At 64.0% G+C, this 25,235-nt stretch carries 18 protein-coding genes and 1 pseudogene; 13 read left to right on the forward strand and 6 right to left on the reverse strand.

Annotation, left to right across the window (positions count from 1 at the left end):
* The first annotated feature begins 41 nt into the window (after window positions 1-41).
* The 4 genes from H3V53_RS24870 to H3V53_RS24885 all read left to right on the forward strand — a co-directional run bounded on the left by H3V53_RS24870 (window position 42) and on the right by H3V53_RS24885 (window position 6,692).
* Window positions 42-1,829, forward strand: a complete 1,788-nt coding sequence (locus H3V53_RS24870; RefSeq protein WP_336600226.1) for an acyl-CoA dehydrogenase C-terminal domain-containing protein — start codon at window positions 42-44, stop codon at window positions 1,827-1,829.
* A gap of 131 nt (window positions 1,830-1,960) precedes the next feature.
* Window positions 1,961-4,396, forward strand: coding sequence for a 3-hydroxyacyl-CoA dehydrogenase/enoyl-CoA hydratase family protein (locus H3V53_RS24875; RefSeq protein WP_336600227.1), 2,436 nt, complete (start codon window positions 1,961-1,963; stop codon window positions 4,394-4,396).
* Window positions 4,397-4,419: 23 nt separating this feature from the next.
* The gene (locus H3V53_RS24880; protein ID WP_336600228.1) at window positions 4,420-5,619 is read left to right on the forward strand and encodes an acetyl-CoA C-acyltransferase; all 1,200 of its coding nucleotides are present in this window, start codon (window positions 4,420-4,422) and stop codon (window positions 5,617-5,619) included.
* A gap of 308 nt (window positions 5,620-5,927) precedes the next feature.
* Entirely contained in the window at window positions 5,928-6,692 is a 765-nt protein-coding gene (locus H3V53_RS24885; RefSeq protein WP_336600229.1) for an enoyl-CoA hydratase, read from the forward strand.
* A gap of 42 nt (window positions 6,693-6,734) precedes the next feature.
* Here the strand turns inward: H3V53_RS24885 and fdhD are convergent, their stop codons facing one another.
* Window positions 6,735-7,556 carry a formate dehydrogenase accessory sulfurtransferase FdhD gene (gene fdhD / locus H3V53_RS24890; protein WP_054917315.1) on the reverse strand — a complete coding sequence of 274 codons (822 nt, stop codon included), beginning with the start codon at window positions 7,554-7,556 and terminating at the stop codon, window positions 6,735-6,737.
* Window positions 7,557-7,671: 115 nt separating this feature from the next.
* On the opposite strand from fdhD, the gene H3V53_RS24895 reads away from it, so the two are divergent.
* Window positions 7,672-8,148 (forward strand): nitrate reductase associated protein, encoded by a 477-nt coding sequence (locus tag H3V53_RS24895; protein ID WP_336600230.1) that lies wholly within the window; start codon window positions 7,672-7,674, stop codon window positions 8,146-8,148.
* Between the two features lie 170 nt (window positions 8,149-8,318).
* Window positions 8,319-11,446: pseudogene (locus H3V53_RS24900) on the forward strand (sensor domain-containing protein).
* Between the two features lie 51 nt (window positions 11,447-11,497).
* Here the strand turns inward: H3V53_RS24900 and H3V53_RS24905 are convergent.
* Window positions 11,498-11,893 carry a hotdog domain-containing protein gene (locus H3V53_RS24905; protein ID WP_054917269.1) on the reverse strand — a complete coding sequence of 132 codons (396 nt, stop codon included), beginning with the start codon at window positions 11,891-11,893 and terminating at the stop codon, window positions 11,498-11,500.
* A gap of 286 nt (window positions 11,894-12,179) precedes the next feature.
* On the opposite strand from H3V53_RS24905, the gene H3V53_RS24910 reads away from it, so the two are divergent.
* The gene (locus tag H3V53_RS24910; RefSeq protein ID WP_336600231.1) at window positions 12,180-14,072 is read left to right on the forward strand and encodes an ABCB family ABC transporter ATP-binding protein/permease; all 1,893 of its coding nucleotides are present in this window, start codon (window positions 12,180-12,182) and stop codon (window positions 14,070-14,072) included.
* A gap of 43 nt (window positions 14,073-14,115) precedes the next feature.
* Here the strand turns inward: H3V53_RS24910 and murU are convergent, their stop codons facing one another.
* On the reverse strand, window positions 14,116-14,814 hold the full coding sequence (gene murU, locus H3V53_RS24915) for an N-acetylmuramate alpha-1-phosphate uridylyltransferase MurU (RefSeq protein WP_336600240.1): 699 nt from the start codon (window positions 14,812-14,814) through the stop codon (window positions 14,116-14,118).
* Between the two features lie 24 nt (window positions 14,815-14,838).
* Window positions 14,839-15,927: an aminoglycoside phosphotransferase family protein gene (locus H3V53_RS24920; protein WP_336600232.1), complete on the reverse strand. Its 1,089-nt coding sequence runs from the start codon at window positions 15,925-15,927 to the stop codon at window positions 14,839-14,841.
* Window positions 15,928-16,152: 225 nt separating this feature from the next.
* On the opposite strand from H3V53_RS24920, the gene H3V53_RS24925 reads away from it, so the two are divergent.
* The 6 genes from H3V53_RS24925 (at window position 16,153) to gloA (ending at window position 23,665) form a co-directional block, all read left to right on the forward strand.
* A complete protein-coding gene (locus H3V53_RS24925; protein ID WP_054917265.1) occupies window positions 16,153-18,522 on the forward strand; it encodes an LPS assembly protein LptD in 2,370 nt (789 codons plus the stop codon).
* Between the two features lie 68 nt (window positions 18,523-18,590).
* Window positions 18,591-19,982, forward strand: coding sequence for a peptidylprolyl isomerase (locus H3V53_RS24930; RefSeq protein WP_054917263.1), 1,392 nt, complete (start codon window positions 18,591-18,593; stop codon window positions 19,980-19,982).
* 14 nt (window positions 19,983-19,996) lie between these two features.
* A complete protein-coding gene (gene pdxA, locus H3V53_RS24935) occupies window positions 19,997-20,998 on the forward strand; it encodes a 4-hydroxythreonine-4-phosphate dehydrogenase PdxA (RefSeq protein ID WP_336600233.1) in 1,002 nt (333 codons plus the stop codon).
* A gap of 20 nt (window positions 20,999-21,018) precedes the next feature.
* Complete coding sequence (rsmA, locus tag H3V53_RS24940) at window positions 21,019-21,849, forward strand: 16S rRNA (adenine(1518)-N(6)/adenine(1519)-N(6))-dimethyltransferase RsmA (protein WP_336600234.1); 831 nt, start codon at window positions 21,019-21,021, stop codon at window positions 21,847-21,849.
* Window positions 21,850-22,040: 191 nt separating this feature from the next.
* A complete protein-coding gene (locus H3V53_RS24945) occupies window positions 22,041-23,168 on the forward strand; it encodes a porin (RefSeq protein WP_336600235.1) in 1,128 nt (375 codons plus the stop codon).
* A 110-nt stretch (window positions 23,169-23,278) separates the two neighbouring features.
* Window positions 23,279-23,665: a lactoylglutathione lyase gene (gloA, locus tag H3V53_RS24950; RefSeq protein ID WP_054917256.1), complete on the forward strand. Its 387-nt coding sequence runs from the start codon at window positions 23,279-23,281 to the stop codon at window positions 23,663-23,665.
* Window positions 23,666-23,722: 57 nt separating this feature from the next.
* Here the strand turns inward: gloA and H3V53_RS24955 are convergent, their stop codons facing one another.
* Complete coding sequence (locus H3V53_RS24955; protein WP_336600236.1) at window positions 23,723-24,580, reverse strand: M48 family metallopeptidase; 858 nt, start codon at window positions 24,578-24,580, stop codon at window positions 23,723-23,725.
* A 60-nt stretch (window positions 24,581-24,640) separates the two neighbouring features.
* Window positions 24,641-25,235 (reverse strand): lysophospholipid acyltransferase family protein (locus H3V53_RS24960; RefSeq protein ID WP_336600237.1); only part of this gene is annotated, 595 nt, incomplete at its 5' end.

Here is a 25,235-nt window from a genome sequence, read left to right on the forward strand (position 1 = left end):
CGGCGCTCGAGCGAACACCTTTGGATTGATTGGAGAGACTCATGGGACAGTACGCCGCGCCGCTGCGCGACATGCAATTCGTGTTGCACGAGCTGCTGAACGTCGAAGCCGAGATCAAACAGATGCCGAAGCACGCCGATCTCGACGCCGAGACGATCAATCAGGTGCTGGAGGAAGCCGGCAAGTTCTGCTCGGAAGTGCTGTTCCCGCTGAACCAGAGCGGCGACCAGGAAGGCTGCAAATACGAAGGCGACGGCGTCGTCACCACACCGAAGGGCTTCAAGGAAGCGTATCGGCAGTATGTCGAGGCAGGCTGGCCCGCGCTCGGCTGCGATCCCGAGTACGGCGGCCAGGGCCTGCCCGCGTTCGTCAACAACGCGCTGTACGAGATGATGAACTCGGCGAACCAGGCGTGGACGATGTATCCCGGCCTGTCGCATGGTGCATACGAATGCCTGCACGCGCACGGCACGCCGGAACTGCAGCAGGCGTATCTGCCGAAGCTCGTGTCGGGTCAATGGACGGGCACGATGTGCCTGACCGAGCCGCACTGCGGCACCGACCTGGGCATCCTGCGCACGAAGGCGGAACCGAACGGCGACGGCTCGTTCGCGATCAGCGGCACGAAGATTTTCATCTCCAGCGGTGAGCACGATCTCGCCGAAAACATCGTTCACCTGGTGCTCGCGCGCCTGCCGGACGCGCCGCAGGGCACCAAGGGCATTTCGCTCTTCGTCGTGCCGAAGTTCATCCCCGATGCGAATGGCAATCCCGGCGAGCGCAACGGCGTGAAGTGCGGCTCGATCGAACACAAGATGGGCATTCACGGCAACGCGACCTGCGTGATGAACCTCGACGGCGCGAAGGGCTGGCTCGTCGGCGAGCCGAACAAGGGCCTCAACGCGATGTTCGTGATGATGAACGCCGCGCGTCTGGGCGTCGGCATGCAGGGTCTGGGGCTGACGGAGGTTGCGTATCAGAATTCGCTGGCGTACGCGAAAGAGCGTCTGCAGATGCGTTCGCTGACGGGCCCGAAGGCGCCTGAGAAGGCCGCCGACCCCATCATCGTGCATCCCGACGTACGCCGCATGCTGCTCACGCAGAAGGCATATGCCGAAGGCGCGCGCGCGTTCACGTACTGGGCCGCGCTGCATATCGACAAGGAGCTGTCGCACGCGGACGAATCCGTGCGCAAGGAAGCCGCCGATCTCGTCGCGCTGCTCACGCCCATCATCAAGGCGTTCCTGACGGACAACGCGTTCGAAGGCACCAACATGGCGATGCAGATTTACGGCGGCCACGGCTTCATCGCCGAGTGGGGCATGGAGCAGTACGTGCGCGACGCGCGCATCAACATGATCTACGAAGGCACGAACTCGATTCAGTCGCTCGATCTGCTGGGCCGCAAGGTGCTCGGCGACATGGGCGCGAAGCTGAAGAAGTTCGGCAAGCTCGTCACGGAATTCGTCGAGGAAGAAGGCATCAAGCCGGAAATGCAGGAGTTCGTGAATCCCCTCGCGGACATCGGCGACAAGGTGCAGAAGCTGACGATGGAAATCGGCATGAAGGCCATGCAGAACCCCGACGAAGTCGGCGCCGCCGCCGTGCCGTATCTGCGCACGGTCGGGCACCTCGTGTTCTCGTACTTCTGGGCCCGCATGGCGCGCATCGCGCTCGACAACGAAGCGTCGGGCGATCCGTTCTACAAGTCGAAGCTCGCCACCGCGCGCTTCTACTTCGCGAAGCTGCTGCCCGAAACGGCCTCGACGATCCGCGCCGCGCGCGCCGGCTCGAAGACGCTGATGGAAATCGACGAGGCGCTGTTCTAAGCGCCAATGCAACGCAGGCGGCGCATCGTTTTGCAAGCCATGCGCCGCCGTCCCACTCTTTCGCACACGCCGCGCGGGCACAGCCTGCGCGCGGCAACTCGCGACACCGCAAAACGCCCCGGAGGAACGACGTGAGCAATCTGATCATTCGCAAGGTCGCCGTGCTCGGCGCCGGCGTGATGGGCGCGCAGATCGCTGCGCACCTGATCAACGCCAAGGTGCCTGTGCTTCTTTTTGATCTGCCGGCCAGGGAAGGCCCGAAGAACGCCATCGCTCTGAAGGCCATCGAAAACCTCAAGAAGCTGTCGCCCGCGCCGTTCGGCGTGAAGGACGACGCGCAATACATTCAGCCCGCCAACTACGACGACGACATCGAAAAGCTCGCCGAATGCGACGTGGTGATCGAAGCGATCGCCGAGCGCATGGACTGGAAGCACGACCTGTACAAGAAGGTGTCGCCGCACATCGGCGCGAACGCGATCTTCGCGACGAACACGTCGGGCCTGTCGATCACGGAACTGTCGAAGGGCTTTTCCGACGAGCTGAAGGCGCGCTTCTGCGGCGTGCACTTCTTCAATCCGCCGCGCTACATGCACCTCGTCGAACTGATTCCGACGGCAATGACGCGCCCGGAAATCCTCGATCAGCTCGAGACGTTCCTGACCAGCGTGGTCGGCAAGGGCGTGGTGCGCGCGAAGGATACGCCGAACTTCATCGCAAACCGCGTCGGCATTTTCTCGATCCTCGCCGTCATCAAGGAAGCGGAGAAGTTCGGTCTGCGCTTCGACGAAGTCGATGATCTGACGGGCAGCCGCCTCGGCCGTGCGAAATCGGCGACGTTCCGCACGGCGGACGTCGTGGGTCTCGACACGATGGCGCACGTCATCAAGACGATGCAGGACAACCTCGCGGACGATCCGTTCTTCCCGGTCTACGAAACGCCCGCCGTGCTCGCCCAACTGGTGAAGCAGGGCGCGCTCGGCCAGAAGACGGGCGCGGGCTTCTACAAGAAGGAAGGCAAGTCGATCAAGGTGCTCGACGCGAAGACGGGCAGCTATGTCGACGGCGGCGGGAAGGCGGACGAACTGGTTGGCCGTATCCTGAAGCGCCCGCCTGCCGAGCGCCTGAAGCTGCTGCGCGAATCGCAGCATCCACAGGCCCAATTCCTGTGGGCGATTTTCCGCGACGTGTTCCATTACATCGGCGTGCATCTGGAGTCGATCGCCGACAACGCGCGCGATGTCGATCTCGCAATCCGCTGGGGCTTCGGCTGGAACGAAGGTCCGTTTGAAGGCTGGCAGACGGCGGGCTGGCGGCAGATCGCCGAGTGGGTGCAGGAAGACATCGCGGCGGGCACGGCGCTGTCGAATGCACCGCTGCCCGCGTGGGTGCTCGAAGGCGCCGTCGCCGAAAAGGGCGGCGTGCACACGAACGAAGGCTCGTGGTCGCCGGCGGAAAAGCGCTTCGTGCCGCGCTCGTCGCTGTCCGTCTACGACAAGCAGGTGTTCCGCGCGCCGCTCGCAGGCGAAACGGGCGCCGATCCGAAGACCTACGGCAAGACCGTGTTCGAAACGGATGCCGTGCGTGCGTGGGTCGACGATCGTGCTGGCGAGAACGACGTCCTGATCGTGTCGTTCAAGAGCAAGATGAACACGATCGGGCCGTCGGTGATCGACGGTCTGACGCAGGCCATCGAAACGGCCGAGAAGGACTACAAGGCCGTCGTGATCTGGCAGCCCACTTCGCTGAAGCTCGGCGCGCCGGGCGGTCCGTTCTCGGCGGGCGCGAATCTCGAAGAAGCGATGCCTGCGTTCATGATGGGCGGCGCGAAGGGCATCGAGCCGTTCGTGAAGAAGTTCCAGCAAGGCATGCTGCGCGTGAAGTACGCGAACGTGCCTGTGGTCGCGGCCGTGTCCGGCATCGCGCTGGGCGGCGGGTGCGAGCTGCTGCTGCATAGCGCGAAGCGTGTGGCGCATATCGAGAGCTACATCGGTCTGGTTGAAGTCGGTGTCGGGCTGGTGCCGGCGGGCGGCGGTCTGAAGGAAGCGGCACTGCGCGCAGCCGAAGCCGCGGCGCAGGTCGGCGCGACCAACGATCTGCTGAAGTTCCTGCAGAAGTCGTTCGAAAACGCCGCGATGGCGAAGGTCTCGGCCTCGGCGCTCGACGCCCGCGCGATGGGCTATCTGAAGCCGTCGGACACGATCGTCTTCAACGTATTCGAACTGCTCGACACCGCGAAGAAGGAAGCCCGCGCGCTGGCGGCTGCGGGCTATCGTCCGCCGCTGCGCGTGACTCAGGTGCCCGTCGCCGGACGCTCGGCGATTTCGACGATCAAGGCATCGCTCGTCAACATGCGCGATGGCCGCTTCATCAGCGAGCACGATTACCTGATCGCGAGCCGCATCGCAGAAGCGGTGTGCGGCGGCGATGTCGAAGCGGGCAGTCTCGTCGATGAGGAATGGCTGCTGGCGCTGGAGCGTCGCGCGTTCGTCGAACTGCTCGGCACGCAGAAAACGCAGGAACGGATCATGGGCATGCTGCAAACGGGCAAGCCGGTGCGCAACTGACGATTGATCAGAAAGGACTTCAAATGAGCAAGCAATTGCAGGACGCATACATCGTCGCCGCGAGCCGCACGCCGATCGGCAAGGCGCCGCGCGGCATGTTCAGGAACACGCGCCCGGACGAACTGCTGGTGCACGCGATCAAATCGGCTGTCGCGCAGGTGCCGGGGCTGGATACGTCGCTGATCGAAGACGCGATCATCGGCTGCGCGATTCCCGAAGCGGAGCAGGGTCTGAACGTCGCGCGCATGGGCGCGCTGCTCGCCGGTTTGCCAAGCACGGTCGGCGGCGTGACGGTGAACCGCTTTTGCGCATCGGGCGTGACGGCGCTGGCGATGGCGGCGGACCGCATTCGCGTCGGCGAATCGGACGTGATGATCGCGGGCGGCTGCGAATCGATGAGCATGGTGCCGATGATGGGCAACAAGCCGTCGCTGTCGCCGCACATCTTCGATCGCAATGAAGATGTGGGCATCGCCTACGGTATGGGTTTGACGGCGGAGAAAGTCGCGGAGCGCTGGAAGGTGAGCCGCGAGCAGCAGGACCTGTTCTCGGTCGAATCGCACCGCAAGGCGATTGCTGCGCAGGAAGCGGGCGAATTCAACGACGAAATCGCCGCGTACACGATCACGGAGCGTTTCCCTGATCTCGCGACGGGCGAAGTGAAGGTCAAGACGCGCGAAGTGCGGCTGGACGAAGGCCCGCGCGCCGATACGTCGATGGAAGGTCTGGCGAAGCTGCGCACCGTGTTCGCGAACAAGGGTTCGGTGACGGCGGGCAACAGCTCGCAGACGTCGGACGGTGCGGGCGCGTTGATCGTGGTGTCGGAAAAGATCCTGAAGCAGTTCAACCTGACGCCGCTGGCGCGTTTCGTGAGCTTCGCCGTGCGCGGCGTGCCGCCGGAGATCATGGGCATCGGTCCGAAGGAAGCGATTCCGGCCGCGCTGAAGGCAGCGGGGCTGAAGCAGGACGACATCGACTGGATCGAACTCAACGAGGCGTTCGCGGCGCAATCGCTGGCTGTGATCAATGATCTGGGGCTGGATGCATCGAAGGTGAATCCGATGGGCGGCGCGATCGCGCTCGGTCACCCGCTCGGCGCGACGGGCGCGATTCGCGCTGCTACCGTGGTGCATGGCCTGCGTCGCCGGAATCTGAAGTACGGGATGGTGACCATGTGTGTGGGGACGGGCATGGGTGCCGCTGGGATTCTGGAGCGGTGTTGATTGGTTTGGGGGTTTTGCTTGCGGGCCGCTGAGCTTTTTTGCGGCGGTTGCTTTTGTTCGCATCCGCGAGGTGGGGTTTGCTGCGCAGGCCGTTTTTTTGCTGGCGGTGTTTTGCTGCGCATGCTGGAGTTGTGTGCTCGCCCTTTTCGCTGGCCGCCCCGCACAGGGGCAACGGCTGCGCCGCGAAGGCGCTACGCGGATGCCAGCGAAAAGGGCAACGCTAGCGCAGCAAGCACGGCCTCGCGGATGCCAGCGAAAAGGCAACATCGCGCACCGCGCAGGCAAAGACGAAACAAAGGAGACGCACCATGGACATCGAGATCACCCGCACGCAAGACGTGCTCACCATCGCCTTCAACCGCCCCGACAGGAAGAACGCGATCACGGCCGCGATGTACCAGACGATGGCCGACGCGCTGGTCGACGCGCAAAACGACGCCTCGGTGCGAGCCATCCTGATCCGCGGCAGCGCAGGCATCTTCAGCGCTGGCAACGATCTCGAAGACTTCATGAAGCAGCCGCCCGTCGGCGAAAACGCACCCGTGTTTCAGTTCCTGCGCGCGATCAGTTCGGCGGACAAGCCGCTGGTGGCGTCGGTGGCAGGCGTGGCCGTCGGCATCGGCACGACGCTGCTGCTGCACTGCGACCTCGTCTACGCCGCCGATAACGCCATCTTTTCGCTGCCGTTCTCGCAGTTGGGGTTGTGCCCGGAAGCGGCGTCGTCGCTGCTGCTGCCGCGCGTGGCCGGCTATCAGACGGCGGCGGAAAAGCTGCTGCTCGGCGAATCGTTCGATGCAAAAGAAGCACAGCGCATGGGCTTCGTGAACCGGCTGCTGCCCGCCGCCGAAGTCGACGCGTTCGCGCTGCAGCAGGCGCAGAAGCTCGCCGCGTTGCCGGCGTCCTCGCTGCGCGTGACGAAGCAGTTGATGAAGCGCGCCGCGCAGCACGAACTGCAGACGCAGATGACCGACGAAGCCGTGCATTTCGCCAAAATGCTGCTCGCGCCGGAAGCGAAGGAAGCGTTCAAGGCATTCTTCGAGAAGCGCAAGCCGGACTTCCGTCAGTTCAGCTGAGACAGACGAGCCCGCCGCGGCGGCCCCGGACGGCGCCCTCAGTCAGACGGTGCCGTAATCGACGTAGCTCGATTCGCGGCAGAAGCTCACGAGCCGCACACCCGCTTCGCGCGCAATCGTGATCGCGAGCGAAGAGGGCGCGGAAATCGTCGCGACCATGGGAATGTCGACGCGCGCGGCCTTGCGCACCAATTCGTAGCTTGCGCGGCTCGACAGGAACACGAAGCCTTCTTTGGTATCCACACGGTCCAGCACGAGGCGGCCGATCAGCTTGTCGAGCGCGTTGTGGCGCCCCACGTCCTCGAACGCGTAGCGGATCGCGCCCGTCGCGTCGCACCACGCGGCCGCGTGCAGGCCGCCCGTCATCTTCGTCAGCGCCTGGTGCGCGGGCAGTTCCTTCGCCGCGCGCGCAATGGCGTCCGGCGCGAGCCGCTGCAGAAAGCCCGTGTCCTCGACGCGCTCGGGCGCGAGGTCGAGCAGATCGATGCTTTCGATTCCGCACACGCCGCAGCCCGTGCGCCCCGACAGCGCGCGGCGCTTTTCCTTCAGCGCGACGAACGCCTGCTGCACGACGGTCAACTGCACTTGCGCGTGCGGCAATTCGCCGTCGCGAAATTCGACCTCGATGTCCTGAATGTGCGCGCCGCGTTCGACAATCCCTTCCGAAATCGCGAAGCCGACCGCAAACTCTTCCAGCTCGCGCGGCGTGCACATCATCACCGCGTGCGAAATGCCGTTGAAGACGAGCGCGACGGGCCATTCCTGGCCCACATGATCGGCGACGCTTTCGACCTTGCCGCCGCGGTGCCGCTGCACCGCCTGCTCGACGATGCCCGGCTGTTCGCCCGTTTCCAGTTCGTTCACCTGCTGACTCCTGTGCATCCTTCGCGCCGGCAGCACGTCCGTCGCGGCGCGAATAAGGTTCTAAAATACCTCAGACCGGCATTGCGCGTTGGCCGCCAAATAAGAGGAATCTGTTATGGGACTCAATGATGCGCCCCTGCTGTTCAACTTCGAGATCGAATCGTCGGAGAATCTGAAATTTATACCGATGGTCGTCCGATTCAATCTCGATCGCTTCGGTCTGCGGATTTCGCTCGCGCAATGGCAAATGCTGCCGCACGAAGACCGCGCCTTGCTGGCACGCTTCCCCGTCGAAGACGACACGGCGATCGAGCCGAACTTCGATCATGCCCTCTTCGAGATGATGCGGACCCACGCGAACGTCGAGCCCGAATGGTTCACACCCGAGGATAACCCGGCATGGCGGGACGTTGCAGCCGTGCCGGAAACCGTCCTGCACCAGGCGCAGCTCGCGAACCTCAGCCCGCCGGGCGCTGAGCAGTGGGCGCGGCTCAACCCGTTTCAGCGATACGTGCTCGCCAAACTGGCGCGCAAGCGGGAAAGCAACCACGATTTCGTGCCGGCAATGAAGGAATTCGGTCTCGCCGGCTAAATCCGGCGCAAGATTTTTCGCGTTTGCCCTCAATCTCTTCCGAACGCTGCCGTTATCCACAGGTTAGCGCGTAAAGCGCTGCGCGCGGCCTGGCCTCATTCGTCCGTGTTGCCCGTGGGTGCCGCCATGAGCGGCATACCGCCCGCAGGATCGAACGTCGTTCGGAACCTATGATTTCTTTTCTATCGAAGCGCCTGCTGATCAATCTGGCTGTGGTCGTCGCGGCTGTCGGCGCGAACGCCTTCGTCGCCTGGACGCAGATTTGCGGACAGCGCGACGCCGACGCGCGCACCGTCCGCTCGACAGCCATTCGCCAGAATCTCGAAGCCTGGCGCGCGACACTCGAGGACGGCCTCGCCGTGCTCGGGCGCTACGAGTCGGCGGGAGAGCCGGCGCGCGCGGATGCCGCGCCGCGCATGGCCGCGCAACTGGCGAAGCTCGAAAAGGCGCTGCGCGAGCAGCTCGCAGCCAGCCGCAGATCGGCGCCTCGCTGGCGCAGATCACGTCCGACGGCGACCGGCTCCAGCAGGACATCGCCACGGCGCTCGCGAGAACCACGGCGCCCGAGCAGGACGGCTCGCGCGTCTGGGCAGCCCAGACCTACACGCGTCTGGGCATGGAAGTCGACCGGCTCGAAGCGCGCACCGAAAAGCTGCGCGAACAGGAAGACCTCGCGCTGAAGGCCATGCTCGAACGGTCGACGCGCGATTCGCAGTACGCGATGCTGTTCCTGATCGTGACGATGCTCACGGGCAGCGCGCTGCTGATTTACACGTTCGGCGCGCGCGAAAACGTTGCGCGCGAGAAGCTGCGCATCGCGCGGGCGCTGCATCGTAACGACGAGCGCTTTCGCGGGCTGTTCGAGCAGCATCCCGTGCCGATGTACATCTTCGACCGCGAAACGCTGCGCTTCATGGCCGTCAACGCGGCCGCGATCCAGCAATACGGCTACTCCGAGAGCGAGTTTCTGGCGATGACGGTGCGTGCGATTCGTCCGCACGCTGAAGTCGGGCGTCTCGAAACGCACCTGCTCCGCAGCGACGCGACGCCGGGCGGTCCGCGCACGATGGCGGGCATCTGGCATCACAAGCGCAAGGACGGCACGCAGATCAGCGCCGACATCTCCTATCACGCGATGACGTTCATGGGCCGTCCGGCGCTCTTCGTGCTCGCCGACGACGTCACCGAGCAGATCAACGCCGAAGCCGAAGCGCAGCGTTCGAACCAGATGCTCGAAACGGTGATCGACAATATCCCGCAGCGCATTTTCTGGAAGGACAAGGAGCTGCGTTATCTCGGCTGCAACATGGCCTTCGCGCGCGATGCGGGCCTGGCTTACCCGGAGCAGGTGATCGGCAAACGCGACGAGGACATGCCGTGGCGCGCGTTCGCCGAAGAACTGCATCGGCACGATCGCGAGGTGATGCACTCGGGTGTGCCGAAGATGAACTTCGAAGTGGATATGGTGATCGACGGCGTCCATCGCACGACGGTGACGAGCAAGCTGCCGTTCACCGACGGCGACGGCCGCGTGATCGGCGTGCTCGGCTCGTACACTGACATCACCGAGCGCAAGCGCGCCGATCTCGCGCTGCGTCTGCAAAGCCGCGCGCTCGACGCGAGCGTCAACGCGATCCTGATTACGGGGCCGTCGAAGGACGGCAATCTGATCGAGTACGTGAATCCGGCGTTCAAGCGCATCACGGGCTACGATCCGCAGGAAGTGATCGGCCAGGACTGCCGCCTGTTGCAGCGCGACGACCGCGATCAGGAAGGCATCGCGGCGATCCGTCAGGCGCTCGCCGCGAACCGCGAAGTGAGCGCGGTGCTGCGCAACTATCGCAAGGACGGCGCGCTGTTCTGGAACCAGCTGTATATCGCGCCCGTGCCCGACGCCGACGGTCAGACCACGCATCACATCGCCGTCATCAACGACGTGACGGCGCTGATCCGCTATCAGGAACAGCTCGAATATCAGGCGAACTACGACAGCCTCACGCGCCTGCCCAACCGCAATCTGCTGCGCGACCGGCTGCAGCACGCGCTGATGATTTCGCAGCGCAATCACAAGGGCGTCGCCGTCGTGTTCATCGATCTCGACGGCTTCAAGAACGTCAACGACAGCCTCGGGCACAGCGTCGGCGACCGGCTGCTGTCGGTGGTCGCGGACCGGCTGTCGCGTTGTGCGCGCGCGAGCGATACGGTGGCGCGTCACGGCGGCGACGAGTTCGTGATCGTGATGACGGATACCGTCGACGAGCAGTCGCTGATCGCGTGGATGGAGCGCGTGCGCGCGTCGATTTCGGAACCCGTGTGGCTTGACGGCACCGAGTTGTACGTGGGCTGCAGCATGGGCGCGAGCCTCTTTCCGCAGGACGGCGACGATGCCGAAACGCTGATGAAGAAGGCCGATCTCGCGATGTATCGCGCGAAGGACATGGGCCGCAACACGTTCCAGTTCTATCAGCCGGAGATGAACGTATCGGCGGGCGCGCGCCTGAACCTGGAGCGGCGCCTGCGCCGCGCGCTGCGCGACAACGAGTTCCTGCTGCACTACCAGCCGCAGGTCGATATCGAAACGGGCCAGGTGGTCGGCATGGAAGCGCTCGTGCGCTGGCGCGACCCCGAAGTCGGGCTGATTCCGCCGTCGCAGTTCATTCCCGTCGCCGAGGAAAGCGGGCTGATCGGGCCGTTGTCGGAATGGGTGCTGCGCGAAGCGTGCCGCCAGAACAAGGCGTGGCAGGACGAAGGGCTGCCGCCTGCGCGCGTATCGGTGAACCTGTCGGCGCGGCAGTTCCAGCAGCGCGACATCGCCAAGCTCGTGATGCAGGTGCTCGAAGAGACGGGGCTCGATCCGCAATACCTCGAACTCGAACTGACCGAGAGCACTATCATGCGCAACGCGGAAGAGGCCGTGTCGATGCTCAACGAGCTGCACGCGCTCGGCATCGGTCTGGCCATCGACGACTTCGGCACAGGCTATTCGAGCCTCAGTTACCTGAAGCGCTTCCCGGTGGACCGGCTGAAGATCGACAGGTCGTTCGTGTCGGATATCGGCGAATCGTCGGACGACGAGACGATCACGTCGGCGATCATCGCGCTCGCGCACTCGTTGAATCTGCAGGTGATCGCGGAAGGCGTGGAGACGTCGACGCAGCTGGACTTCCTGAAGGAGCGTGCGTGCGACGAGATGCAGGGTTACTTCTTCGCGAAGCCGATGCCGCACGATGCGATTCCCGGCATGCTGCAGCGGAATGTGGAAAACGCGGCGGAGAACGCAGTGGCGGCCGACGCCTGAGATGCTGACGACGACGCGCCCCGTGCCAGCGCGTCGTCATTCACGATACGTTCATTCGAGTTCCGGCAACGCGCGCGGGCGGCGATCGCTGTCCGTCGCGACATAGGTGAGGGTCGCCTCCGTCACCTTCACCGTTTCTTCCGCGAGGCTCATGCGCTGCGCGTAGACCTCGACGGCGACCGTCACCGACGTGTTGCCCGTTTTCACTATATCGGCATAAAAGCTCAGCAGATCGCCGACGAACACCGGCTGCTTGAACACGAACGAATTGACCGCGATCGTCGCGACGCGGCCGTTCGCGCGGCGACTCGCCGGAATCGAGCCGGCGATATCGACCTGCGCCATGATCCAGCCGCCGAACACGTCGCCGTGCATGTTCGCATCGGAAGGTTGCGGGACGACTCGCAGCGCGCAAGGCTTTTGTGGGAGGTGGAGAGTCTGGGTCATCGGGGCATCCATGAGAATCAGTTGAGCCGACCATCGCGGCTCTCAAGAAAGCGGCACGACCGGAAAGACTCCGACAGTCAGCGCGGCGAAAGCAGCGCCAGCCGGCTTCTGCGACAATATTTGGCAGATCAGGAATTGTACGGGAAAGCGCACGCTCGCACTTATTGCCGGCGCGCCGCGTTCGGTGCGGCTTGAGAACGTCTGAAGCCGTTCTCATTCTGGCTGCCACCCGTCACAATCCGTACGAGTCACGCGTCAAGCGTGCAGGTTTTCCCACCCTACAATCATGCGCCGCCCTTCCGCTTCGACCGAACTGTCGCCGATCTCGAACCAGCCGCGCAACGACTGGCAGACGATCGTTTCACTGCTGCCTTATCTCGCGACCTACAAGTGGCGCGTCGTGTTCGCGCTCAGTTGCCTGATCGGCGCGAAGATCGCCAATTTGGGCGTGCCCATCGTGATGAAACGGATCGTCGACAGCCTCGCGTCCGTCCAGCATCTGACGGCGCTCGGCCGCGCGGAGCAGGCACCCGCCATCGTGCTGCTCGGCGGCGTGGGGCTGCTGGTGGTCGCGTATGCCGCTGTGCGGCTGTCTACGTCGCTCTTCACCGAGCTGCGCGAAATACTCTTTGCGAAGGTAACGGAAAGCGCGGTGCGCCAGCTCGCGCTGAAGGTGTTCCGCCATCTGCATTCGCTGTCGCTGCGTTTTCATCTGGAGCGGCAGACGGGCGGCATGTCGCGCGATATCGAACGCGGCACGCGCGGCATCACGCAACTCATTTCGTACTCGCTGTACAGCATCCTGCCGACGCTCGTCGAAGTCGGACTCGTGCTCGGCTTTTTCGTCGTGAAGTACGAGGCGTATTACGCAATCGTCACGTTCGTCGCGCTGGCTGCGTACATCACGTTCACCGTGAAAGTGACGGAATGGCGCACGCATTTTCGCCGCACGATGAACGAACTCGACTCGAAGGCAAACTCGCGCGCGATCGACTCGCTGCTGAACTACGAGACGGTCAAGTACTTCAACAACGAAGAGTGGGAAGCCACGCGCTACGACGACAACCTGAAGCGTTATCGCGCGGCGGCGATCAAGTCGCAGAACTCGCTGTCGGCGCTGAACTTCGGGCAGCAGGCGATCATCGGCACGGGGCTCGTGTTCATTCTGTGGCGCGCGACGCAGGGCGTGATGGCGGGGCGCCTGACGCTCGGCGATCTGGTGCTGATCAACACCTTCATGCTTCAGCTTTATATTCCGCTGAATTTTCTGGGCGTCGTGTATCGCGAACTAAAGCAGAGTCTCACGGATATGGATCGCATGTTCACGCTGCTCGGCGCGCCGCGCGAAGTGCCCGATTCGCCCGATGCGAAGCCGCTCGCGGTGCACGGCGCGCAGGTCGGCTTCGAGCATGTGAACTTCGCGTACGAAGCCTCGCGGCCGATTCTGCATGACGTCAGCTTCACGATTGCCGCAGGGACGACGACGGCCGTCGTCGGTCATAGCGGTTCGGGCAAGTCGACGCTCGCGCGGCTGCTGTTCCGCTTCTACGATCTCGAGCGCGCGACGGGCGGCGCGATCCGCATCGACGGGCAGGATATTCGCGACGTCACGCAAGATTCGCTGCGCGCGTCGATCGGCATCGTGCCGCAGGACACCGTGCTCTTCAACGACACGATCTACTACAACATCGCCTATGGCCGTCCGTCGGCCACGCGCGACGAAGTGATCGCGGCGGCGCGTGCGGCGCACATTCACGAGTTCATCGAAAGCCTGCCGATGGGTTACGACACGCCCGTCGGCGAGCGCGGGCTGAAGCTGTCGGGCGGGGAAAAGCAGCGAGTCGCGATCGCGCGGACGGTGCTGAAGAATCCGCCCATTCTGCTATTCGACGAAGCGACGTCGGCGCTCGACTCGCGTTCCGAGCGGGCGATCCAGCATGAACTCGATCAGATTGCGCGCGAACGGACGACGTTGATCATCGCCCATCGGCTGTCAACGGTCGTGCATGCACAGCAGATCATCGTGATGGACAAGGGGCGCATCGTCGAGCGCGGCACGTTTGCCGAACTGATTCAGGCGGGCGGCTTGTTCGCGCAGATGTGGGCGTTGCAGCAGGAGCGTGCCGCGCATGCCGAGGAAGCCGCCGTCGAAGAGCACGGCGACGGCGCCGTGCGTTAATGGACCTGAGCGCGCGGCCAGGCGCATGGCCTAAGCGCTTGATTTAAGCGCGCCTCGCCGTCAGCAACCGGTCGAGCGCCTCGAGCTGCGCGGGCGTCCCGACATTTTCCCAAAGGCCTTCGTACAGCTCGCCCGTCGCGCGTTTGGCCGCAATCGCCTCGCGATAGTAAGGCGTGAGCGCCCGCCGCGTGCCCGGCGCGAGATCGCGAAACATCCGCGTGTCATACAGCCCGATGCTGCCGAACGTATGACGCGGCGCGCCGTCGAGCGCGAGCAGGCCGTCGCCCGAGAGCACGAAATCGCCGTTCGGATGAAACGGCGGATTGGGCACCATCACGAGATGCATTCCCGGCTGATCGGCTTGAGCGAGGCGCGCGGCAGGCGCGCGCAGCGCCGAATAGTCGAAATCCGCGTACACGTCGCCCGCGACGGCCGCGAACACCTCCGGCCTGCCCGCGTCTTCGAGCAGCGGCAGCGCGTGCGCAATGCCGCCTGCCGTTTCCAGCGCTTCGTGCTCGGCCGAATAACGCAGTTCGACGCCATAGCGCGAACCATCGCCGAGCGCCTCTTCGATCCGCGCGCCAAGCCACGCGTGATTGATGACGATGGTCGCGAAGCCCGCGTGCGCGAGCCGCTCGATCTGCCATTCGATCAGCGCCTTGCCCGCCACCTTCAACAGCGGCTTCGGACACGTGTCCGTCAGCGGGCGCATCCGGTCACCGCGGCCCGCGGCGAAAATCATCGCTTTGTTCAAGTTCGTCACCCGTCAGAACGTGTAGCCGACATCGACGGCACGGCCTTCGAGGTCATCGAGCAGTTTCGCGAACGGCGCGAGCGGGCGGTAGCGTTCGGCGACCTTGCGCGCATAGCCGAAGAATCGCGGCAGGTCCGCCATGTAATGCGGCTTGCTGTCGCGATAGTTGATCCGGCAGAACAGGCCGAGCACCTTGATGTGCCGCTGCAGGCCCATCCATTCGAGCTGGCGATAGTACTCGCCGAAATCGGCATCGACGGGCAGGCCCGCCTTTTTCGCGCGTTCCCAGTAGTACGCGAAGCAGTCCAGCTCGAACTCTTCGTCCCAGCTGATGAACGCGTCGCGCAACAGCGATGCCACGTCGTACGTGATCGGGCCGTAGACGGCGTCCTGAAAGTCGAGCACGCCCGGATTCGGGCTCTCGATCATCAGATTGCGCGGCATGAAATCGCGCAGCATGAACACCTGCGGCTGCGCGCGCGCACTCGCGATCAGCAGCGCAAACGTGCGGTCCAGCACGCCGCGCGTCGTCTCGTCGACCTCGCGTCCCAGATGCCGGCCAATGAACCATTCGGGCATCAGTTCCATTTCGCGACGCAGGAAGGCTTCGTCGAAGGGCGGGAGCACGTCTTCGCGCGACGCGAGCTGCCAGCGGATCAGCGCGTCGAGGGCGTCGCGCATCAGCCGCTTCGCGTCGGCGGCGCTGCCGTCCTTCAGTGCCGACAGATACGACTGCGTGCCGAGATCGGTGACGAGCATGAAGCCCGCGTTCAGATCGACTTCGAGCACGCGCGGCACGTGCACGCCCGCGTCGGCCAGCAAGCCCGCCACCTGCACGAACTCGCGGCATTTTTCGGGCGGCGGGGCGTCGACGGCGATGAGCGTCGCGGCGTTATCCGCGCCGCCCGCGCCAGGCGCCGCGGAACGGCCCGCGAGACGGAAATAGCGGCGGAAACTCGCATCGGCGGAAGCGGGCTGGAGCGTGGCCAGATCGAGGCCATAGCGGTTCGCGTGAGTGCGCAGCCAGGCGCTGAGCAGATCGAGGCGGGCGTCCGCCGTCGATGAAGCGGCTGTAAGGGAAGAAGCGGGGGAAAGCGTCATGAATTGCGGGTGACAAAATCGGGGTGGGCAACGTCTTGCCATATAATACCCCACGACTTTTTTGACGCGACTCGCGTCAGTTCTCGCGCATCTCGCTGAATCGCCCGCCTTACCGCTGCATGAATCGTCAAAAGTTGTGCATTCGATGCCCGATTGCACAGGCGGCAACTCGTGACTGATAAACGGGCGGATGAACTGACAGCAGGGCCGACAGCCAACCGATACATGCCGCCTAAAAAGCTTTTCCCGACCACTCCCTCGTCTGACGGCCTGCCGCGCCGAAGGCGGCTCGCCGCGGCGCTGGTCGCCGTGCCGGGTCTGCTGCCCGCGCTTTCGCATGCGCAGCTGGCGGGGGAGGCGGCGCAGGCGCAGCCCATCGACGCGCCATGGGGCCTGCGGCTCGCCCCGCAACTCGAAGAACATTCGGCGCCCAACGGCCAGAGTCCCGCCACCTTCGTGCTCGGCGACTCCACCACGGGCACGGCCGACCAGGACATGGCCGCCAAAGGCTCCGCCGAAGTCCGTCGCGGCTACTCGGCGCTCAAGGCCGACGCGCTCCATTACGATCAGGATACGGACATGGCCGATGCGTACGGCAATGTCCATCTGTCGGGCAACGGCAGTGTGTTCACGGGGCCCGAAGCGCATCTGAAGGTCGAGTCGAGCGAAGGCTACATGAGCGCGCCGAAGTATCACTTCAACGCGACGGGCGGCTCGGGCAGCGCGTCGCGTGTCGACATACTCGACAACGAGCGCTCCGTGTTCACGAGCGGCACGTACACGGCGTGCCAGTGCGCGGAAGACCCCGCGTGGTACATCAAGGGCAGCGAGTTCGATTTCGACACGGGCGCCGACGACGGCGTCGCGCACAACGGCGTGCTGTTCTTCCAGGGCGTGCCCGTGTTCGCGAGCCCGTGGCTGTCGTTTCCGCTGTCGGGCGCGCGGCGCAGCGGCCTGTTGCCGCCTACCGCGTCGCTCAGTTCGACCAACGGTTTCGAGCTGTCGCTGCCGTACTATTTCAACATCGCGCCCAATCGCGATCTGACCGTGACGCCGCGCATTCTGTCCAAGCGCGGCGTGCAGTGGCAAGGCAACTTCCGTTATCTGTCGCCCACGTACAGCGGCTCGATCACGGGCGAATTCCTGCCCGACGACAAGATCACGCATACGAACCGCTATGCGCTGTACATCCAGCATAGCCAGAACTTCGGCTCGGGTTTCGGCGGGTATATCTACTACAACAAGGTCTCGGACAACACCTATCCGGAAGACCTGTCGTCGTCGACGAACCAGTTCCTGAACGGGACGCAACTGCTCTACCAGCAGGAAGCCGGTCTCACGTACAACAACGGTCCGTGGTCCGTGCTCGCGCGCGAGCAGCATTGGCAGACGCTGTCGCCGTCCACCGCGCCGTACGGACGCGAGCCGCAGTTGAACGTGAAGTACGCGAAGTACAACGTGGGCGGCTTCGACTTCGGCGCGGAAGCCGACTACTCGCGCTTTCGCATCACGACGGGCGATTCGACGGAAGGCGATCGCGTCGTCTTCAATCCGTACATCGCGTATTCGGTGGTCGGGCCGGGCTACTTCGTCACGCCGAAGGTGCAGTGGCACTTCGCGTCGTACGACCTGAGCAACATCGGCACGGGCGCGCCGGCGAACCAGCCGAAGAATTTCACCGAGTCGATTCCGACCTTCTCGTTCGATACGGGACTGATCTTCGACCGCTCCGTGCGCGTGTTCGGCCAGGACTATATCCAGACGCTGGAGCCGCGTCTGTACTACGTCTACACGCCGTATCACAACCAGAGCTTCGCGCCGCTGTTCGATACGGCCGAATCGGACTTCGGTCTTGCCGAAATCTTCACGCCGAACACGTTCGTCGGTAACGACCGCATCGCCGATGCGAACCGTCTGACGGCCGCGCTCACCACACGCTTCCTGAACCCGTCGACGGGCGACGAGCGCGCGCGCTTCGTGATCGCGCAGCAGTACTATTTCCGCGACCAGCGCGTCACGCTGGACCAGACGCCGCAGTCGTCGGAACAGGCTACGCACTCGGACCTGATTCTGGGCGCGTCGTTGAAGCTCGGGGCCGGTTTCGCGTCGGAAACAGCGTTCCAATATAATGCGGACAACAACCAGCTGGTCAAAACCAGCGTCGGCTTCGGCTACAGCCCGGAAGCGGGCAAGGTCATCAACGTCGGCTACCGCTACACGCGCGCCAACACGACACTCGACGACCAGCCGATCAACCAGTTGCTGATCTCCGGGCAATGGCCGCTGATGCATCGCGTCTACGGCGTTGGGCGCATCAACTACGACCTGAAGGGCCATCGCGCCGTCGACGCCCTGCTCGGCTTGCAGTACGACGCGGATTGCTGGACGCTCGGCGTCGGCTTCCAGCGCTATGCCAACGGGGTGAACACGACGGGCAGCCAGACCTCCGGCACGCGCGTGCTCGCGCAGCTGACTTTCAAGGGACTGTCGAGCGTCGACAACGGACTGATGTCGGCGTTCCGCGCCAGTGTGGCGGGCTACACGCCGCTTCCGCCGCCGCCGCCGCCCGAATCGCAGTTCAACAATTACGAATGACCGGTCGCTACCACGTCGTTCGCAACAGATAAGACGGGCCGAGCGTGCCCGACATTATTGGAGTATCTGTGGCAATCATGAAAAAGCTTCGCCTGGCAACGTTCGCGACCGGCCTCGCTGCGGCCGCTTCCATTCTGTTGGCGGCGCCCGTGCACGCGCAGGCGCTGAACGGTAACACCAGTGCCCAAACGGTCGATACGATCGCGGCTGTCGTCAATAACGGCGTCATCACGCAGCGCGAGCTGGATATGCGCGTCAACCTGATCACAAAGCGGCTGAATCAGCAGCACGCGCCGATCCCGCCGGAAGACCAGCTGCGCCAGCAGGTGCTCAACCAGATGGTGCTGGAGCGCATCCAGCTGCAAAAGGCGCGCGAGGACGGCATCAGCGTCGACGACGCGACCGTGCAGCGCACGCTTGAGCGTCTCGCGCAAGCCAACAACATGCCGCTCGACATGTACCGCGCGCGCATCGAGGCGCAAGGCGTGCCCTGGTCGACTTTCACGGGCGACGCGAAGACGGAGCTGATCCTGTCGCGTCTGCGCGAGAAGGAAGTGGACAGCAAGGTCACAGTGTCGGACGCGGAAGTCGCGAACTACATCGCCAGCCAGCGCGGACCGACGGCCGGCCTCACGAGCGATCTGCGTATCGAGCACATCTTCCTGAAGGCGCCGCTCAACGCGTCGCAGACGGACATCGAGGCAGCGCAGGCGAAGGCGAATTCGCTGCTGCAGGAAGCGATGAACGGCGGCAATTTCGAGAAACTCGCGAAGGCGAACTCGCAGGCGCCAGATGCATCGAAGGGCGGCGACATGGGCTTCCAGAGCCCGACGAAGCTTCCCGCCGAGTTCGTGACGGCCGCCTCGACGCTGCGTCCGGGGCAGGTCAATCCGAGCGTGATCCGCACCAGCGACGGCTTTGAAATCGTGCGTCTCGTCGACCGCCGCTCGGGCCAGGGTGCGGCTTCCGCCGACTCGACGAAGCTCGTGCAGACGCACGTGCGCCACATCCTGCTGCGCGTCGGCGACGGCATGTCGGAGCCGCAGGCGCGTCAGAAGCTGCTGGAAATCCGCCGCGACATCGAAACGGGCCAAGGCGACTTCGACAAGTTCGCGCGCACCTATTCGCAGGACGGCTCGGCGTCGCAGGGCGGCGATCTCGGCTGGATCAGCCCGGGCGAAACGGTGCCTGAATTCGAGCGCGCGATGAACGCGCTGCAGGACAACCAGATCAGCCAGCCGGTGCGAAGCGAATACGGCTACCATTTGATCCAGGTGCTCGGCCGGCGCGAAGCCGAAGGCTCGGTGTCGCAGCAGATGGACCTGGCGCGCCAGGCGATCGGCCAGCGCAAGGCGGAACAGGCGTATGCCGACTGGTTGCGTGAACTGCGCGACACCGCGTATGTCGACTACAAGGTCGGCCCGCTCACAGGCACCTCGCCGGACGCCTCCACGCAATAACTTCTGGAATCTTCATGACCGCTGCCCAGCCCTCGAACGCACCGCTGAACGTCGCGATCACCACGGGCGAGCCGGCTGGCGTCGGTCCTGAACTGACGGCGCAGGCGCTCGCGGCAGCGGGCGCGCACTGGCCCGATGCGCATTTCACGGTGCTCGGCGACAGCGATCTGATGGCCGCCCGCGCGCAGGCCGTCGGCATTGACTGGGCGGCGCAGCAGGGCCGCCACATCGCCACGCAGCATCACGCTCTCGCGGCGCCCGCGCAAGCCGGCAAGCTCGACGCGAAGAACGGTCCCTACGTGCTCGGCCTGCTCGATGCCGCCATCGACGGCGCGCTCGCCGGCACGTTCGACGCCGTCGTCACGGCGCCGCTGCAAAAGAGCACGATCAACGATGCCGGCGTTCCGTTCACCGGCCACACCGAATATCTGGCGGAGCGCACGCATACGCCGCGCGTCGTCATGATGCTGGCCGGCACGGGCGCAAGGCCGTTGCGCGTCGCGCTCGCGACCACGCATCTGCCGCTGAAGGATGTGTCGGCGGCATTGACGGTCGACGGTCTGGTCGACACGCTGCGCATCATCGATCACGACCTGCGCCATCATTTCGGGCTGCCCGCGCCGCGCATTCTCGTCACCGGCCTGAACCCGCATGCGGGCGAAAACGGCTATCTGGGCCGCGAGGAAATCGATGTGATCTCGCCTGCTCTCGCGCTCGTCAACGGGCAGGGCATCGACGCGCGCGGCCCGTATCCCGCCGACACGCTGTTTCAGCCGCGATACCTGAACGAAGCCGATTGCGTGCTGGCCATGTTCCACGATCAGGGCTTGCCCGTTCTGAAGTACGCCACGTTCGGCGAAGGCATCAACGTGACGTTGGGCTTGCCGATCATCCGCACGTCCGTCGATCACGGCACGGCGCTCGATCTCGCCGGCACGGGCCGCGCCGACGCGGGCAGCCTGATCGCCGCGATCGACACGGCCGTTTCGATGGCGCGCAACCGCCGCGCCACCTGATCTTTTTGTAGCTTTTTTCGATGTCCAACAGTTCAAGCAGACAGCACCAGGGCCACTTCGCGCGCAAGCGCTTCGGACAGAATTTTCTGGTCGACCTGGGCATTATCGATTCGATTGTCGACGTGATCCGTCCGCAACGCGGCGAGCGCATGGTCGAAATCGGGCCGGGACTCGGCGCGCTCACGGAGCCGCTGATAGGGCGGCTCGCGACGCCCGAGGCGCCGCTTCACGCCGTCGAACTGGACCGCGATCTGATCGGCCGTCTGAAGAAGAAGTTTGGCGATCTGCTCGAACTGCACGAAGGCGACGCGCTCGCCTTCGACTTCGGCTCGCTGGCGGCGCACGGCGACAAGCCGACGCTGCGCATCGTCGGCAATCTGCCGTACAACATTTCGAGCCCGCTGCTGTTTCACCTCGCGAGCTTCGCCGATCGTGTGATCGATCAGCATTTCATGCTGCAGAACGAAGTGGTCGAGCGGATGGTCGCAGAGCCCGGCAGCAAGGCGTTCAGCCGACTGTCGGTGATGTTGCAGTACCGCTACGTGATCGACAAGCTGCTCGACGTGCCGCCGGAATCGTTCCAGCCACCGCCGAAAGTCGATTCCGCCATCGTGCGGATGATTCCGTACGCGCCCCACGAACTGCCCGCCGTCAATGAAGCGACGCTCGGTGAAGTCGTGACGGCCGCGTTCTCGCAGCGCCGGAAGATGCTGCGAAATACGTTGTCGTCGTTTCGCGATAGCGTCGATTTCGACGGGCTCGGCTTCGATCTGCAACGACGCGCCGAAGATGTGCCCGTCAGCGAATATGTCGCCGTCGCTCAGGCTGTCACAGCCGCATCGCGCGAGTGAGATAAACGACCAGAAAATCGCAACGTGTACCGTTGCGTTCGCATGAATCGTTGTAGACAGCCCGCAACACGCGGGCTTTCTTTTTATCTTTTCCTTCCTTCATACAGATTAATCTTACGCTTGCCTCGCGCTTGCCGATCTTTCGTGCGGGCCGCCGCGCGCATCGATGCAGGATTGATCAGGGAGACGGTATGACGAAGGTGAGCAACGGGCTTAAGGTCTGCGCGTATGCGGCGCTTGCGCACACGTTGGCGAACGCGACAGTGCACGCGCAATCGAGCGTCACGTTGTACGGCATCGCCGACGAAAGCATTCGCTATATGACGCATGTGAACAAGAACGGCGATTCGAGCGTGGGCCTCGGCAACGGCGGCATGTCCGAAAGCCGCTGGGGATTGCGCGGTGTCGAAAATCTGGGCGGCGGCTGGTCTACCTTCTTCAAGCTGGAAAACCGGATCTACATCAACAGCGGGCAGAGCGACCCGACGCTGCCGTTTTTCAACGAAGCGCAGATCGGCGTGCAATCGTCGTCGTATGGCAAGCTGATTTTCGGACGGATGCCGAACGTGCTGATCGAAGGCATCACGATTGGCGGCTACGGCAGCAACCCGTGGATTCCATACGACTTCAGCTTCCAGCCCGAGGTGACGATGTCGGGCGGCATCTGGACCAGCAATCAGGTGCAGTATCAGGCGCATGCGCATGACGTGATGCTGTCGGTGGGATATGCGTTCGGCGGCGTCGCGGGACATACGTCGTATGGCTCGCAGTACGGCGTCGCCGTGGCCTATGCGCCAGGCGGCGGACCCATCAATGCGGGCGGCGCGTACGAGGAGTCGCGCGATTCCGTTAACGGCAGCGCGGCGAAGGCATGGACGTTCGGCGCGTCGTACACGTGGCAAAAGACGCGTTTCGCGCTTGGCTATATCGTCAATCAGAACGATCCGGGCTTCTCGAACTTTGCGAACGGACCGTTCACGGCGCCGGTGCTCGCGGCCCTCAAGTACACGGATTTTTCACGGCGGCGCATGATACTGGGCGGCATCACGCAACAGATAGGCCCCTTCTGGCATTTCGCCGCGAATGTGTGGCGGACCTTGCAGGACGGCAAGACGCCTGCGCAGGACGGTTCGGCGTGGCAGTATCAGCTCGTCGCGGATTACAGCCTGTCAAAGCGCACCGACGTCTATGTCGAAGGCGACTATTCGCTGTATCGCGGCGATCTGATCGGCGCACAATTGCAGGGTGTCAACGGTGTCGGCCTCGCGCAAAAGGGTTCGCAGATCGGCCTGATGACGGGGCTGCGGCATCGGTTCTGAGCACACGGCGGCTGCACGAACGGCACGCCGCCACGCGCACGCTCAGCGCTCGCGCGGCTTTTTCGGTACATTTACGTCCTCGCTATCATCAAGCAACAAGGGAGTACACGATGCGCCTTCTCCACACCATGCTTCGAGTCGGCAATCTCGACCGCTCGATCAAGTTCTACACAGAGCTGCTCGGCATGAAAGTGCTGCGCCGCAATGACTATCCGGAAGGAAAGTTCACGCTGGCGTTCGTCGGTTACGAAGACGAGAAAGACGGCACGGTGATTGAGCTGACCCACAACTGGGACACCGAGTCGTACGACATGGGCAATGCGTTCGGCCACCTCGCGGTCGAAGTCGATGACGCTTATGCGGCGTGCGCGAAGATCAAGGAGCAGGGCGGCACGGTGGTGCGCGAAGCCGGCCCGATGAAGCACGGCTCGACGGTGATCGCGTTCGTCACCGATCCGGACGGCTACAAGATCGAGTTCATCCAGAAGAAGTCGTGATGTAAAAACGAAAGCGCCGGACGAAAGGTCCGGCGCTTTTTGCATCGCGAAGCCGCTTTAGAGCGTCGGCAGCAACTCGGGCGGATGATGCTTGAGCGTCTGTCGCGCCTCGCGAAATTCAGGAAATATCGACTCGACCGTCTGCCAGAAACGCGGACTATGGTTCATCTCGCGCAGATGCGCGAGTTCATGCGCGACCACATAGTCGATGATCGACAGCGGGAAGTGGATCAGCCGCCAGTTCAGGCGGATTTTTCCATCGCTCGAACAACTGCCCCAGCGCGTCGCCGCCGACGACAGCGCATACGCGCGATACGTCACCCCGAGCCTCTGCGCATACACGGCGAGACGCTCGCCGAAAATCCGCTTCGCTTCGCTTTGCAGCCAGCCTTGCACGCGATCCTTGATCTGCTGCGGATCGGCATGTGCGGGCAGCGGCAGCGCGAGCATGTTCTGCGCGGCGTCGTACGTCAGCAGCCCATTGGCGGCCGCGAGCGTCACGCGCACGGTTTGTCCGAGATAAGGCAGCTCGGCGCCATCTTTCCAGTCGACGCGCGGCATCACGCGCTGCTCCGTGCGCGTTTGCCATTCGGTGAGTTTCGTGAAAATCCAGCGCTGCTTTTCGGCGATCGCGGTTTCGATATCGGCGAGCGTCACCCAGCGCGGGGCGGTGATCGTCAGGCCCGTGCTGTCGATGGCGAACCCGATCGAGCGACGCGACGAGCGTCTGAGCGCGTAATACAGCGTGCGCGCGCCGAGCGTGACGCTGCGCAGTTTGGAACCATCGGGAGCAAGAGGAGCCGCGGGCTTGGGCTGCGGCGGCGCGCCGGACTTGCCCGGCTCGTCGAAGAGCGGCAGATCGAGTTGCCGGCTATCGAGCGCCGCAGCAGGCTGCGGCTTGGAAGACTTCTGCATCGGACTCACTTCGCGCTGATACGCCGCAACGCGCAAAGTTGCGCGTGACAACGTGGCGCGTCAGATACGGGCGGCGGCGGGCGTGGCCTGCTCGACGCCATAAGCGGCTGGATCGATGCGACGCATCTCGGCTTCGATCCACGTTTCGACGCGCGTGTTCACTTCGTCGGGCGTGAGCCCGGTGGTGTCGATTGGCTTGCCGATCGACACTGTGACTATACCCGGATATTTCATGAACGAGTTGCGTGGCCACACACGTCCTGCATTGTGCGCGATGGGGACGACAACGGCGCCCGTCGCGACCGCGAAGCGCGCGCCGCCCGTCTTGTACTTGCCCTGTTTGCCCGTCGGCGTGCGCGTGCCTTCCGGAAACATGATGACCCACGCGCCTTCGGACATGCGCCGCGCGCCTTGCCGCGTCACCGACGCAAACGCGTTCTTGCCTTCCTTGCGGTCGATGTGAATCATCTTCAGCAGGCCGAGCGCCCAGCCGAAGAACGGCACGTACAGCAGTTCGCGCTTGAACACATAGCACAACGGGCGCGGCATCAGCGCGGGAAACGCAAGCGTCTCCCACGCGGACTGATGCTTCGACAGTAGCACGGCGGGACCGTTCGGCAGATTGTCCATGCCGCGAAGTTCGTAGCGAATGCCG

Origin of the sequence: Paraburkholderia bengalensis, from assembly GCF_037126505.1 — a bacterium.
Taxonomy (GTDB): Bacteria; Pseudomonadota; Gammaproteobacteria; order Burkholderiales; family Burkholderiaceae; genus Paraburkholderia; species Paraburkholderia bengalensis.

What these genes read in the sequence shown, in the direction of transcription:
- H3V53_RS24925 (WP_054917265.1), top strand. Translation starts at nt 16,153, where the DNA reads ATGCCGCCTAAAAAGCTTTTCCCGACCACTCCCTCGTCTGACGGCCTG.
- pdxA (WP_336600233.1), top strand. Translation starts at nt 19,997, where the DNA reads ATGACCGCTGCCCAGCCCTCGAACGCACCGCTGAACGTCGCGATCACC.
- rsmA (WP_336600234.1), top strand. Translation starts at nt 21,019, where the DNA reads ATGTCCAACAGTTCAAGCAGACAGCACCAGGGCCACTTCGCGCGCAAG.
- H3V53_RS24880 (WP_336600228.1), top strand. Translation starts at nt 4,420, where the DNA reads ATGAGCAAGCAATTGCAGGACGCATACATCGTCGCCGCGAGCCGCACG.
- H3V53_RS24920 (WP_336600232.1), bottom strand. Translation starts at nt 15,927, where the DNA reads ATGACGCTTTCCCCCGCTTCTTCCCTTACAGCCGCTTCATCGACGGCG.
- H3V53_RS24870 (WP_336600226.1), top strand. Translation starts at nt 42, where the DNA reads ATGGGACAGTACGCCGCGCCGCTGCGCGACATGCAATTCGTGTTGCAC.
- H3V53_RS24910 (WP_336600231.1), top strand. Translation starts at nt 12,180, where the DNA reads ATGCGCCGCCCTTCCGCTTCGACCGAACTGTCGCCGATCTCGAACCAG.
- murU (WP_336600240.1), bottom strand. Translation starts at nt 14,814, where the DNA reads ATGATTTTCGCCGCGGGCCGCGGTGACCGGATGCGCCCGCTGACGGAC.
- H3V53_RS24945 (WP_336600235.1), top strand. Translation starts at nt 22,041, where the DNA reads ATGACGAAGGTGAGCAACGGGCTTAAGGTCTGCGCGTATGCGGCGCTT.
- H3V53_RS24885 (WP_336600229.1), top strand. Translation starts at nt 5,928, where the DNA reads ATGGACATCGAGATCACCCGCACGCAAGACGTGCTCACCATCGCCTTC.
- gloA (WP_054917256.1), top strand. Translation starts at nt 23,279, where the DNA reads ATGCGCCTTCTCCACACCATGCTTCGAGTCGGCAATCTCGACCGCTCG.
- H3V53_RS24905 (WP_054917269.1), bottom strand. Translation starts at nt 11,893, where the DNA reads ATGACCCAGACTCTCCACCTCCCACAAAAGCCTTGCGCGCTGCGAGTC.
- H3V53_RS24895 (WP_336600230.1), top strand. Translation starts at nt 7,672, where the DNA reads ATGGGACTCAATGATGCGCCCCTGCTGTTCAACTTCGAGATCGAATCG.
- H3V53_RS24955 (WP_336600236.1), bottom strand. Translation starts at nt 24,580, where the DNA reads ATGCAGAAGTCTTCCAAGCCGCAGCCTGCTGCGGCGCTCGATAGCCGG.